Here is a 12,963-nt window from a genome sequence, read left to right on the forward strand (position 1 = left end):
ACCATATAATTAAAAGAGGAATACATTATGCCGTAGCAGGGTAAAAAAAAGTGCGATATAATTTGTACTGGGTCCTATGACCGTGAATTTATTTTATTCACTCATACATAAAGCAGTTGCTTGTCAAAAAACAAGCGAAGGAGGTCTTCTGTTGCAGCTGTTACATTTAGCGATTTTGGCGCCTTTTTTATTTGCATGTATTGTTCCCTTTCTCTGGAAATGGGTAAAAAACGTTCATACTGGCTGGTTTGTGCTGGTCTTGCCCGTCTTGCTGTTCATTTACTTTATCAGCATGCTCCGTATGACGATGGCGGGAGAAACCATTCGTTCCGTGGCCGAATGGATTCCGTCACTCGGTATTAACTTTACCGTTTATATTGACGGGCTAGGGCTTTTATTCGCTTTATTGATTACGGGTATCGGCTCTTTAGTTACGCTGTACAGCATTTATTACTTATCTAAAGACAAGGAGAAGCTCGGCCCCTTTTATGTTTACTTGCTGATGTTTATGGGCGCGATGCTCGGTGTTGTGCTCGTTGATAACGTCATTGTGCTTTATATGTTCTGGGAGCTGACAAGCCTGTCTTCTTTCTTATTGATCGGGTATTGGTATAAGCGGGAGAAATCACGCTACGGCGCGGTAAAATCGCTTTTGATCACCGTAGGCGGCGGGCTTTGCATGCTCGGCGGCTTTATCCTTCTTTACCTTATCACGGACTCATTCAGTATCAGGGAAATGGTCAATCAGGTGCATTTAATCACCGGCCATCCGTTCTTTATCCCGGCGATGATTCTCCTGTTATTAGGGGCATTTACGAAGTCGGCGCAGTTTCCGTTTTACATTTGGCTGCCTGACGCGATGGAGGCGCCCACTCCTGTCAGCGCCTATCTTCATTCCGCCACAATGGTGAAGGCAGGAATTTATCTCATTGCCAGATTCAGTCCGATTTTTGCGTTTTCACCCGTGTGGTTTTGGACGGTTGCTTCTGTGGGCCTCATCACGATGGTATGGGCATCATTCCAGGCGGTCAGACAAACTGATTTAAAATCAATTTTGGCTTTTTCCACAGTCAGCCAGCTCGGAATGATTGTGTCCATGCTCGGTGCCGGAGCCGCCGCTCTCCATTATCAGCACTCGGAGTATTTTACGGCAGCTGTGATGGCGGCTGTGTTTCACTTGATTAACCATGCCACATTTAAAGGAAGCCTATTTATGGCGGTCGGTATTATTGATCATGAGACAGGGACGAGAGATATCCGCAGGCTTGGCGGGCTGATGGCGGTCATGCCGATTACGTTCACCGTCTCGCTGATCGGTACGTTTTCCATGGCAGGCCTTCCGCCTTTTAACGGCTTTTTGAGCAAGGAAATGTTCTTTACAAGTATGCTGCGGATTTCCCATGCAGATATTTTTCACCTTGATACGTGGGGAGTGCTGTTCCCCGTCCTCGCGTGGGTCGGCAGCGTGTTTACTTTCATCTACAGCATGAAGCTGTTCTTCAGGACATTCAGAGGAACAGCCAAGTTTGACCAGCTCGAAAAGGCACCGCACGAGGCTCCGCTCGGCATGCTGATTTCGCCTGTCATCCTTGCCGCTTGTGCAGTCAGCCTGTTTTTCGTACCGAACATTTTGTCATACAGCCTGATTGAACCGGCGATGAATTCAATTTATCCGGCTCTGTTAACCGGCGGTGACACATTCCATGTCCACATTTCACAGTGGCATGGGGTGACGGCTGAGGTACTGATGACCCTCGGCATTATCATTGTCGGTACGATCGGTTATGTGACGTTATCTAAATGGGAACGGCTGTATGAGCTGTTTCCGAAAAAACTGACGCTGAACCGCCTTTACGACAGCATAACGGGCAGCATGGAAAAAAGGTCTTATCAGCTGACGTCATCTTATATGACCGGTTTTTTAAGAGATTATCTGCTGTATATCTTTGCCGCTTTTATTATTCTCATCGGATCAGCGCTTGCGCTGAAAGGCGGATTTTCATTTACAACGAAGGAAATGGCGGAGATCGGGCCGTATGAAATCGTCTTATCACTCGTCATGGTGAGCGCGACGGCGGCAACCGTCTTCGCCAAGTCACGGCTGACAGCGATTATCTCACTCGGCGTCGTCGGCTACACGCTGGCGCTGTTTTTCGTCATCTTCAGAGCGCCCGATTTGGCGCTGACTCAGCTTGTCATTGAGACGATATCCGTCGCTCTGTTTCTTCTTTGTTTCTATCATCTGCCGAAGATGCAGAGGAAAAAGAAGACAAGAACATTCCGAATGACGAATGTTGTGATATCACTCGGCGTCGGCCTTATTGTCACACTGCTCGGGATCGCGTCTTCAAGCGAAAAAACAAAGGACAGCATCGCTTCCTTTTTCACCGCGTACAGCCATAAGCTGGGCGGAGGCAATAACATCGTCAATGTCATCCTGGTGGATTTCAGGGGCTTTGATACGATGTTTGAGATTACGGTGCTGACGATTGCCGCTCTCGGGATTTACAGTATGATCAGAACGAAAGTCAAAGAGGAGGGAGAAGAGCGTTGAGAGAGCATAAAACAAATGACATCATCATGCAGACAGTAACCAAGCTGGTATCCTTTATCATCCTGCTTTTCTCTTTCTATTTATTTTTATCCGGGCATAACGCACCGGGCGGTGGATTTGTCGGCGGATTGATTACGTCTTCGGCCATCGTGCTTTTGCTTTTAGCTTTTGATTTAAAGACGGTTCAATCCATTTTACCTGTTAATTTTATTTATGTAGCGGGCGCGGGTCTCTTGATCGCGATTGCAACGGGAGCCGGATCGTTCCTTTTCGGAGCGCCCTTTCTGAGCCATACATTCGGCCATTTTCAGCTCCCCCTGCTCGGAAAAACGGAGCTGGCGACGGCCACTTTGTTTGATTTAGGCGTGTATCTCGTTGTCGTCGGCGTTACGATGACCATTATTCAAACGATTGGAGAGGAAGAATAATGGAAATCTTAATGTCTGTCATCGCTGGTATTTTGTTTATGGCTGCAACCTATTTGCTGCTTTCTAAAAGTCTTTTGCGCGTCATTATCGGGACCGCTCTTTTAAGCCACGGCGTGCATTTGCTGCTTTTGACAATGGGCGGCCTGAAAAAAGGCGCCCCTCCTATTTTAGGCGGAAAAAGCACGTCATTTGTCGATCCGCTGCCGCAAGCGCTGATACTGACGGCGATCGTCATTTCATTCGGCGTCACTTCCTTCCTGCTCGTCATGGCGTTTCGCGCCTATCAGGAATTGAAGTCGGATGATATGGATCAAATGAGGGGAAATGATCAACATGAATAATTTTGTGATACTGCCTATCCTGCTGCCGCTTCTGGCCGCAGTTCTCTTAATATTTATGAACAGGAACGTCATGCTGATGCGGATATTCAGCACCGCCGTCTCCGCTGTTTCCATTGTGATCAGCGCTATCCTCGTTCAAACCGTCTTTACAGGCGGGGTTCAGACCTTAACACTTGGCGGCTGGAAAGCGCCGTACGGCATTGTGCTCGCTGCAGACCAGCTGGCCAGCCTGCTTGTTCTGACAACCGCTGTCATCGGATTGCTCGTTATCCTCTATTCCTTCCGCTCCATCGGAGAAAAACGGGAGCGCGCATTCTATTATTCCGCCGTGCAATTTCTTCTCGCCGGCGTGAGCGGAGCGTTTTTAACGGGTGATTTGTTTAACATGTACGTCTTTTTTGAGCTTCTGCTTATCGCGTCTTATATGCTGATCGTGCTGGGCGGGACGAAGATTCAATTGAGAGAGTCATTGAAATATATCGTGTTTAACATTGTGTCATCTGCGTTTTTTGTCATCGGCGTCGGTTACTTGTATGCCGTGACGGGAACGCTGAATATGGCCGACTTAAGCGTAAAAATAAGCGAGTCGGGCCAGACGGGACTGATCACGGTCATCGGCGTGCTGTTTCTCGTCGTATTCGGTTTAAAGGGCGGGATCTTCCCTCTGTACTTCTGGATGCCGGGTTCTTATTACGCGCCGCCGACGGCGATTTCAGCCTTGTTCGGGTCTCTTTTAACAAAAGTCGGGCTGTACGCGATCTTGAGGGTATTTACGCTGATCTTTATTCACGATACCGGCTTTACCCATCAGCTGATGATGTGGCTTGCGATGCTGACGGTTTTATTCGGTGTGATCGGGTCTATCGCCTATGCCGATGTCATGAAAATCGTCATCTACAATATTATTACAGCCGTCGGCGTGATCTTATTCGGAATCGCCATGAACACTCCCGCCTCCATTCAGGGAGCGATTTATTATCTGATTCACGATATGCTGATTAAAGGGGCTTTGTTTATGCTTGCAGGAACGCTCATTGCTTTGACGGGCACAGCCAGTCTGCATAAAATGAGCGGTCTGATCACCCGCTACCCCGTTTTAGGCTGGATGTTTTTTATATCCGGCATCTCTCTGGCCGGCATACCGCCGTTCAGCGGATTTATAGGCAAGCTGAAAATTGCAGAAGGCGGTTTTGATCGCGGGGAAATGCTGTTTTCCGTATTGATTCTGCTGTCAAGCCTGCTTGTTCTGTATTCAGTGCTGAAGATTTTTATTACGGCTTTTTGGGGGGAAGAAAAGGAAACACCAGCCGGGGGCAATCGTTCTGCAAAAGGACTTCTTTATCCGGCCGCTGTTTTTCTCCTCTTATCGCTTGCGTTCGGACTCGGAACCGAATGGGTGTCACCGTATGTCAATCAGGCCGCTGAGACTCTGCTGAACCCGGAAAAATACATTGAAGCTGTTTTGAAGGAGTAGATGGCATGGCTTTTCAACTATTATTAAATGTTCTTCTCGCTGTTTGCTGGATGTTTCTCACAAACAGCCTCAGTGCCGCAGGATTCATCATTGGGTTTATTGCGGGATTGGCGGCGCTCTTTTTTTTCAGACGCTTCTTCTCGCGCCCGTTTTATGTGTGGAAAATATGGAGTCTTGTCAAACTGTTTCTTATCTTTATGAAGGAATTATATTTAGCCAATGTCAGTGTGTTACAAACGATTATGTCGCCGAAACTGAACATACGCCCGGGAATCTTTGCATTTAAGACAGAACTGACCGAGGACTGGGAAATCACCCTGCTCTCGCTGTTAATTACCTTAACGCCCGGAACGCTTGTGATGGATATTTCCGATGACCGGTCGATTCTTTACATACACGCTATGGACATTGACGATGCGGAAAAAGCGATTCATGACATCCGCGTCTCTTTTGAAAAAGCCATCCAGGAGGTGAGCCGCTGATGTTTACGTTTATTCTTCAATTATCGCTCGGCATTATGGCGGTTTCGACCTTGCTGTATGTCATTCGTGTCATTAAAGGGCCGACAGTGCCGGATCGGGTCGTTGCTCTTGATGCCATCGGCATTAATCTGATTGCCATGACAGCGCTCGTGTCCATCTTATTGAAAACGACGGCCTTTTTGGACATTATCCTGCTGCTCGGCATTTTATCGTTTATCGGGACGATTGCCTTCGCTAAATTTTTAGAGAAAGGAGAGATTATTGAAAATGATCGAAATCGTTAAATGGGCGGTTGCCGTCTTTATCCTGATGGGATCGCTGATCTGTCTAGTCGCCTCTTTCGGTACGCTTCGGCTGCCTGATGTGTTTACACGCGCCCACGCGTCTTCAAAAGGCTCGACACTCGGAGTCAATATGGTATTGCTCGGCGTCTTATGTTATCTATGGATGCTGACCGGAGAAATATCCGCAAAAATTCTGCTGGGGATTATCTTTATCCTGCTGACGGCTCCGGTCGGGGCACATCTCATTTGCAGGGCTGCGTATAATTCGGGGGTTGCGCTTGATAAGAGAAGCGTGCAGGATGATTATAAAGGGATCAGAAACTTTGTGATTAAGCGCAAAGAGGATTCATATTTGTAAAAACAAACAGCCGGACGAATCAGGATTCCGGCTGTTTTCTTATTTTGTTATGACAGCCAGCGTGCAGCGGGAAACACAGATGAGCCTTTCCTTTTCATCATAAATCTTAATGTCGTAAACAATCGTTGCTCTGCCGGTGTGAACCGGTTCGGCGACCGCTGTGACCGTGCCGCCTTCTTTAACGGATTTTAGATGGTTGGCATTGATCTCAAGACCGACACACGCCTGTGACGATTGGTCGATAAAATGCTGAGCGCCGACGCTTGCCGCAGTCTCCGCCAAAGCGGCCGAAGCTCCTCCGTGCAGGTAACCGAAAGGCTGCACCGTCCTCCTATCCACCGGCATAACCGCCACGCACCTCTCCGCCGTGTTTTCGGTAATCTCGATACCGAGCGCTTCAAGCAATGTATTTTTCAGGTTCATTTGTCTTTCTCCCTTCAAGGTTTATAATACATTATCAGATTTAGCGATCAGCACCGCTTCCGTACGTGAGCCGACGTTCAGTTTATTAAAAATGGAAGTCAGGCTGTATTCAATCGACCGTTTGCTCAAGTGAAGCGCGTCGGCGATTTCCTGATTGGTTAAACCCTTTTCGACCTCTTTCAGAATATGGCGTTCTCTCGGCGTTAAACGGTCCTGCTCGCTTTGAGGGGAAGAAGACGTTTTCGTTTTTTGCTGAGACATCAGCTGTTTGAAATATGAGAAATCGACTAAAATTTGTCCGTTGAGCACGTGGTATATGTATTGCATAATTTTTTCTTTGGATTCAGTTTTGCTGATGGCGCCATGCAGACCGGCGCGAATAGATTCTTCAAAATAATCTTCAACCTCATACCCTGTGTAAACAATAATTTTACAGAGAGGATTCTCTTTTAAGATTTTCTTGGAAAGCTCTATCCCGCTGATGTCATCACCCAAATTTAAATCCATCAATATGAGATCATAAGCTGAAAAATCATGTTGAAGAACAAATTGTTCACTGGCATCGGGACTGAGGCAATCAACAGAAAGATTCATGTCCGTTTCAAGAATCGTCTTAGTGCCCTCCATGACAGCCGGATGATCATCAATCACTAGTATCTTTTTCATGGTTTCCTCCCTTTTACTCATTCATTTCCATTTTATTAAAAAGACTTGGCTTCTGCCAAGTCGATTTGGTGATAAATTGGTTACAATTCCATTTCAATATCCACTTTAAATCCGTTTCCTTCGCTCGTTTCGATTTTCATGCGGCCATCCAGCGCGCGGACGCGTTCCTTAATGCCCGATAGCCCCATGCTCATCGACTGTTCACTGCCTTCTTCCTGATTACAGCCGACACCGTCATCTTCATAATGCAAAATGACCTTATTTTGGATGCTGATCAGCATAATCAGCACTTCATTCGCCTGAGAATGCTTCAAGGCATTAGAAAGGAATTCTTGAATGATACGATACAAATTCAGCTGCGAATCCAAATCAAGCGCTGCCGTAAACCGCCCGGTATTCAGCCGGATATGAAACGGCGCCCGCTCCTGCTGCTGAGCGGCAAGCTTCGACACCGCCTTAACAAGCCCCAAATCATAAAGCAGCTGGGGCCGCAGCTCATGGCACGTCTCCCGCGTCATTAAAATCACATCCGACATCTGCTCATTCATCTGATGAAGCTTGTCCTGCACCTCGTTCTGACAAGGCTCCTCCTTCTTAAAACCGGCCAGAAACAGCTCACACTGACGCTTCAAAGAAATCAAATCCTGCAGCACCGAGTCATGCAGATCACGAGCCAGATCCGAACGCTGTTTTTCTTCGATGGTGAACATCAGTTTTTTGAGCCAAACCGGGTTTGATCCTTCTTGTTTTAAATCTTGTAAGTGGTTCATGAGTTCTTCGATTTGTATAACGTTTTCCATAGAGACACTTGTATAAAAAGACAATGTTTTCAGCCACGAAATTTCATCTCGTGTCAGTCTCGGTGTATTAATATTGGACAAACAAAGCAATACATAAGAACTTCCGCCCCGTTCCCCAATCTTTATCAGAAATCCGCGATTTAACTCGATAATTTTACCGATTTCTGATGTGACCTTCTCAAATTCCTTCGAATACCTCTTCCAATCAGGCTCATCATCAGGTTTATCATAATATAAAATGTCACCGTCAGATTTGACTTCAAAGATATGAGCTTTACTGACAAGGAGAACATCTAAAATAGTATTTTTCAATTCTTTAAACACTTGTTTTAAGGATGTTATACTTCTGATAAACTGAGTATATTTAAAAATACTATCCTGATAATTATACTTTTCTGAAAAGCGTTTTAAACGAAATTTGAAATCTATTATTTCTTTAAAATAAAATACAGCAAACATTACGATAAAGATGAAAACAGTCTGTCTAATAGGATTCATTTGAAGCTCATTTGTTCCATCCCAGACTGATAAAACTCCGACAATAACTAACGTTGGGATTACAGCCAGTAAAGTATAATATCTCATTCTTCCTAATATAAATTCTATATCAAATATTTTATTTGCAACAAACTGATATACTAATCCAAATGGAATAAGTACAAGCAATGAGGCTGATGCAAGTGCTGGAAATATATAATCACCAGTTAGAATATTGGGTAAGACATAAAAAAGTAAAAAGGGAGCAAAAGAAAGCGTATTTGTCAGAATTAAAACTTTCAAAATATAAGCATGCTCTGAATACTTATATTTATATAAATGATAGAACACTAGGACAAAACCAGAAAGAGTAACAACAAAAAACGAGATAAGATTTAGATTTGTTATAAAGTCAAAAGGTAATTTCTTACGAAAAAACTCCATGACAATATTAAAAATCGGGAATATATATAAGATATTGATTAGACGATTTGCAAACTTCTTTCCTAATTCCTCAAAATATTGCTGAATGAATTGAAGATAAAATATAGGAGAAGCTATAAATGTGAACAAATTGATATATCTGTTAAACGAATGTCCTCTAAAGGGCCCTCCTGCACTTATATAAGCAATTGAAATATCTAACAAGAACAAAATTAAAATGTATCCTGCAAACGATTTTCTTGTTTGATTCACCTTTAGAATGTAAAATATACATACTATACTTAAGAAATAAAACACAAGTGGAAGAACGAACACAAAAAAGCTGTAGGATTTGTCTAGATTGACAATGTCGAAATCATCTAAATGAATTTGCTTTCCATCTCTGCTCACGTCTAAACTTTTGATATGACACAGATTATTCCCTTTTAAAAATTTATCAGATGGTTTTTCTTTGTTGATTTTTAGAATGATGTCGTCTTTTTCTAAACCTACGAATTTCCCGTAAGAAGTTTCTGACATCTCTATTACTTGGAATTGTTTGTTTTTATTTTCAATAACTTTTGTCCCGATTATAATTCCATTTATGTTTATATAAGAAACATAGCAAACATAAACGATGCTTAATATAATGACTGAAATAGTGAATTGTTTAATAAAGTTTTTCACATATTACACCACCGAACATTCATCCTTTTTCCCATTGCTCTATTTTTCCGTCGTTTTTCACTATAGAAGATTCTTCAAATGAATTGATTAATATTTGAGTAATACCTAAATCATAACCTAATAAACATGCTTCATTGGCTTTTAATTTTCTTAATACTTCCGGATATTTCAATACATAATTTATTAAATCCTGCATTATACTTCATTCCCCTCTATTAATTAGGTATTTTTTTAATTTATCTATCTTAATGTTTTCAAGGTTTAGCTCCTCTATAGCATTTTTACACTTTTGCTTATACAATTGGTGTAAAACTGAAACATACTGAGTAACGCCTGCATCAGTTAATGTCTGAATAAAAAGGTTCTTATCAGATATAAACTTAAGGTGTGTGTCCCTATGGGTAAACATGTAAACCAATTTTTCAGAAGACTCATTAAACAGCCTCTTAAGGTACAGGTTAATTAACGTGTGTCTATCTTTTAAAATATCACTGCGCTTAGAGCTGAAAAGTGCCAGATAATCACTATAGATCTGTTCAAACATTCCTTTGTAATAGGAATACGTTTCAACAGTTTTAATATACTTTCCAGTCGCTAACATAGTTCCTGCCACATTAGATAGAGCGAATAGACTCCCGCATTTTAATCTAATGACCTCTAAGCCTTCGTCTTCTGTCTCTGGCTTGTTGATTATATCGTCATGCTGCCCCTGCATAGCGTCTTGAGTATATTTCAGTACGTACGTATAAATTAAGGGATTCATATCAATTGAATTAAGACTCTGCAACCCTGCTGTGTATAATGAAAAAACTGCGCTTAAAGCTTCTGAATGGTCTATCTTCATCCAAAGAGCTTGATCGTTATCTTCATCTTCAAGATCATCAATAATATCGGAGGAAAGCGTAAGAATTTCAATTCCCGCGGCAAGTTTCTCAGCAGTTTTAAAATCCTTTCCGCCAAAGATTTCATAATGCAATAAAGCAGATTCAGCAAAGGTCAAATATTTTCTGGATTCAATAAATTCAAGAAGAAGCTGTAGTAAATGTTCATTAAATATGTTTTGCTCTATTATATTCTTCATATTATTCTTGATTTGACTTGTATCTAAACACATTTGCTCAATAATTGTCTTCACCCTCCCATTCTATTTTACTAAATGCAGGTGATGAAAGACAGCAGGTTTTTCGTTTTTTAACAATCGTATAATACTTTATCCATGAAATGTATAAAAAATGCACAAAAAAAAGACTTGTTTCCAAGTCTTTTTAAGAAATTTTCATTGCATATGAGAATTTATCGAGTTGATCAATGCTTTTGTTAATGTTTCGCAGTGAGTCGGTTGTTTCTCTGATATCATGTTCAAGTCGGAATAATAATTGCTTTACTTCTTCTAATTTCTTTTCCACCGTTTCCACACTCCTTTTTTTGAAAGATCAATGAATTGTGTATGGTGAACGAGTCCTAGGTATTTGATCTGTTACTAATAGTGTAAACGTTTTTGCGTGATTTTTCACCGAAAAGTATGTGTAAAAGTATCTGCGTGACACCGCAAATGCCAATAATCCCATAGTCCCGAATAGACCATTTAGCGAACAGGACTATATAACTACCATATTGGCAGATGTTTGGGGTGAAGCGGCTGAAAATCGTGTGGCGGTTGTTTTTTTAATGGTTTTCCGACAATCCGACAAGGACTATAGTCCCTGCCGCCGCAATTTCAAAAATAAATGGGCGAACAACAGCGCATAACGACCGACAAACACCGAAAAGACCGCAACCCCGCATTGTGGTCCTTTTGCATGTCATATCTCGTTATGGCGGCGCTTATACTCATGTATAACGAATGTTTTCTTAGAAGGAGGCTGCCGCATGCATTATGTGTACCTTTGCTGTCCTGTTTTCCCCGCGCCGTTCCGCAGTCCCGCGGCCTTTCCCTCGATTCACGCCGAATCTTTGACAGGGTCCGCAAAGGACGCTGCGGGCATGCTTGGCGATGCCCAGCTTTTGCTGCAGCGCCTATCAGCATCAAAAGAGCTTGCACGCCGCATCCTCACCGCAGCGCAATCGTCTGATATTGCGATGGTGAAGCGGCTGGTGAAACAGACCGGCATCAAAAATCACTTTGATGTCACATTTAATCCCGACGGCATCCGCATCAGCCTGATCAGAGAACAAAGCCGGTTTATTATCGCGCTCAGATGGTCATAATGAAACAGCTTATTCCACGATAAGCTGCCGGCACCACTCGATGGCCTGCAAATAACATTCATAGGCCTCTTCCTTGTCCAGTTCTTTTCCCCACTCATCGCCGTCCCAATTGTTGCATTCAATGGCTTTCACGAGTCCGAGCATCTTGTAATAATCGTTTTCATAGCCGAGCAGAGCCTGTCCGACTTCATCGATTAAAGGCAGTTCTTTTACGATCTCCTCCAGCTCTCTGTGCAGGAGTGTATCAATCAGCGAAAACATGCCGATCAGCATATAGGAGGAGGGCTGCGGTCTTGCGGTTTTTTTCGCTAACAGCTCGCACAGCTTTGCCCTGATTAATGAGATCTTGATGATTTCTTTTTTGCTTGAATGGCTTTTTGTCGTTAAGTCTCTGAAAGAAAGAATGTAAATCCAGCGCTTAATCTCATTCAGCCCAAGCATCATGATGGCCTGCTGGATACTGTCTATCTTTTTTTTCAGACGTGTTTGCGATCCGTTTAAAAAACGCAGAATCTGGTATGATAATGTGACATCCCGTTCTATGTATTCCGTGACGCGCTGTATATTGGGCTGGTCTTTATTTAATTCGTTTAACAGCTCGTAGTAAGAATGAAAATGAAACGCCAGATCATTACCGCTGATGACACGCGGTTCACTGAAAAAATATCCTTGAAACAGGTGGAAACCGTCCATGGCTGCCTGTTTATACTCTTTTCTCGTCTCCACTTTTTCCGCTAAATAAATCAGGCTTTTACAGCTGTAGTTCTGGATAATTTTTTTGCGTTCAAAGCGTGAGGATTGTAAAAAGTCGATCTTTAAAATATCAATATATTTCATCAGCTGTTCCAATAATTCTTCATTTGCAGGATTGATGGTGTAAAAATCATCAAGCGCTAACGTATATCCTAATTTTTTCAGCTGCCTGCATCTTGAGATCAAAGCCGGGGTGATCGGAATGTCCTCAAGAATTTCGATAATGAGCTGGTCAGGATCAAAGGAGGTAGGGAGATCTGAAAACATCAAGCTTTCTGTAAAATTCACAAAGCAGCGTTTCCCCTCAGTCAGCTTTTCAATTCCGATGTTGATAAAGCTGTTAATAATGAGATCCGTTGTCGCTTTATCTCCGTCCGCGGCCGAATAACGGTTCTCTTCGCTCTCCCGGTAAAGAAGTTCATAAGCAACAACCTGTTCGTTTCTGTTGAAGATAGGCTGTCTTGCAACAAACACCTTCATTGATTTACCCCCTTAGGTGCGGCCTTCGAGATTAAGTATATCAAATAATTTGACGAAATTTGTCTAAATGTGAAAAATATTATTGCAAACAAAAAGCCTTCCCGCCGGGGACTGACCCCCGTTTT

Annotated in this window: 15 protein-coding genes; 8 read left to right on the forward strand and 7 right to left on the reverse strand. The window is 42.9% G+C overall.

Annotated features, from left to right (window positions below):
- The first annotated feature begins 151 nt into the window (after positions 1 to 151).
- The 7 genes from AXI59_RS18370 to mnhG are packed head-to-tail and all read left to right on the forward strand — an operon-like array spanning position 152 to position 5,921.
- Positions 152 to 2,554: a Na+/H+ antiporter subunit A gene (locus AXI59_RS18370; protein WP_061522325.1), complete on the forward strand. Its 2,403-nt coding sequence runs from the start codon at positions 152 to 154 to the stop codon at positions 2,552 to 2,554.
- Positions 2,551 to 2,982: a Na(+)/H(+) antiporter subunit B gene (locus AXI59_RS18375; RefSeq protein WP_061522324.1), complete on the forward strand. Its 432-nt coding sequence runs from the start codon at positions 2,551 to 2,553 to the stop codon at positions 2,980 to 2,982. The genes AXI59_RS18370 and AXI59_RS18375 overlap by 4 nt, the downstream gene beginning before the upstream one ends.
- On the forward strand, positions 2,982 to 3,323 hold the full coding sequence (locus AXI59_RS18380; protein ID WP_061522323.1) for a Na(+)/H(+) antiporter subunit C: 342 nt from the start codon (positions 2,982 to 2,984) through the stop codon (positions 3,321 to 3,323). Before AXI59_RS18375 ends, AXI59_RS18380 begins: the two co-directional genes overlap by 1 nt.
- Positions 3,316 to 4,797, forward strand: coding sequence for a Na+/H+ antiporter subunit D (locus AXI59_RS18385; protein WP_061528953.1), 1,482 nt, complete (start codon positions 3,316 to 3,318; stop codon positions 4,795 to 4,797). The genes AXI59_RS18380 and AXI59_RS18385 overlap by 8 nt, the downstream gene beginning before the upstream one ends.
- A gap of 5 nt (positions 4,798 to 4,802) precedes the next feature.
- The gene (locus AXI59_RS18390; protein WP_061528954.1) at positions 4,803 to 5,279 is read left to right on the forward strand and encodes a Na+/H+ antiporter subunit E; all 477 of its coding nucleotides are present in this window, start codon (positions 4,803 to 4,805) and stop codon (positions 5,277 to 5,279) included.
- Positions 5,279 to 5,563 carry a Na(+)/H(+) antiporter subunit F1 gene (locus AXI59_RS18395; protein WP_061522320.1) on the forward strand — a complete coding sequence of 95 codons (285 nt, stop codon included), beginning with the start codon at positions 5,279 to 5,281 and terminating at the stop codon, positions 5,561 to 5,563. Before AXI59_RS18390 ends, AXI59_RS18395 begins: the two co-directional genes overlap by 1 nt.
- Complete coding sequence (gene mnhG / locus AXI59_RS18400; RefSeq protein ID WP_061522319.1) at positions 5,547 to 5,921, forward strand: monovalent cation/H(+) antiporter subunit G; 375 nt, start codon at positions 5,547 to 5,549, stop codon at positions 5,919 to 5,921. Before AXI59_RS18395 ends, mnhG begins: the two co-directional genes overlap by 17 nt.
- A 39-nt stretch (positions 5,922 to 5,960) precedes the next feature.
- Here the strand turns inward: mnhG and AXI59_RS18405 are convergent, their stop codons facing one another.
- The 6 genes from AXI59_RS18405 to degQ form a co-directional block, all read right to left on the reverse strand.
- Positions 5,961 to 6,344 carry a hotdog fold thioesterase gene (locus AXI59_RS18405; RefSeq protein WP_061522318.1) on the reverse strand — a complete coding sequence of 128 codons (384 nt, stop codon included), beginning with the start codon at positions 6,342 to 6,344 and terminating at the stop codon, positions 5,961 to 5,963.
- A 21-nt stretch (positions 6,345 to 6,365) separates the two neighbouring features.
- Complete coding sequence (gene comA / locus AXI59_RS18410) at positions 6,366 to 7,010, reverse strand: two-component system response regulator ComA (protein WP_061528955.1); 645 nt, start codon at positions 7,008 to 7,010, stop codon at positions 6,366 to 6,368.
- Between the two features lie 80 nt (positions 7,011 to 7,090).
- Entirely contained in the window at positions 7,091 to 9,397 is a 2,307-nt protein-coding gene (locus tag AXI59_RS18415) for a sensor histidine kinase (RefSeq protein WP_061528956.1), read from the reverse strand.
- Positions 9,398 to 9,416: 19 nt separating this feature from the next.
- Complete coding sequence (locus AXI59_RS18420; RefSeq protein ID WP_061528957.1) at positions 9,417 to 9,593, reverse strand: competence pheromone ComX; 177 nt, start codon at positions 9,591 to 9,593, stop codon at positions 9,417 to 9,419.
- A 6-nt stretch (positions 9,594 to 9,599) separates the two neighbouring features.
- Positions 9,600 to 10,532 carry a polyprenyl synthetase family protein gene (locus tag AXI59_RS18425; protein ID WP_420806868.1) on the reverse strand — a complete coding sequence of 311 codons (933 nt, stop codon included), beginning with the start codon at positions 10,530 to 10,532 and terminating at the stop codon, positions 9,600 to 9,602.
- A gap of 130 nt (positions 10,533 to 10,662) precedes the next feature.
- Complete coding sequence (degQ, locus tag AXI59_RS18430; RefSeq protein ID WP_061522314.1) at positions 10,663 to 10,803, reverse strand: degradation enzyme regulation protein DegQ; 141 nt, start codon at positions 10,801 to 10,803, stop codon at positions 10,663 to 10,665.
- A gap of 463 nt (positions 10,804 to 11,266) precedes the next feature.
- On the opposite strand from degQ, the gene AXI59_RS18435 reads away from it, so the two are divergent.
- The gene (locus tag AXI59_RS18435) at positions 11,267 to 11,605 is read left to right on the forward strand and encodes a YuzC family spore coat inner layer protein (protein ID WP_061528958.1); all 339 of its coding nucleotides are present in this window, start codon (positions 11,267 to 11,269) and stop codon (positions 11,603 to 11,605) included.
- A gap of 9 nt (positions 11,606 to 11,614) precedes the next feature.
- Here the strand turns inward: AXI59_RS18435 and AXI59_RS18440 are convergent, their stop codons facing one another.
- Positions 11,615 to 12,838, reverse strand: a complete 1,224-nt coding sequence (locus AXI59_RS18440; RefSeq protein WP_061528959.1) for an EAL and HDOD domain-containing protein — start codon at positions 12,836 to 12,838, stop codon at positions 11,615 to 11,617.
- Between the last annotated feature and the right edge of the window lie 125 nt (positions 12,839 to 12,963).

Origin of the sequence: Bacillus nakamurai, from assembly GCF_001584325.1 — a bacterium.
In the GTDB taxonomy this organism is placed as follows: domain Bacteria; phylum Bacillota; class Bacilli; order Bacillales; family Bacillaceae; genus Bacillus; species Bacillus nakamurai.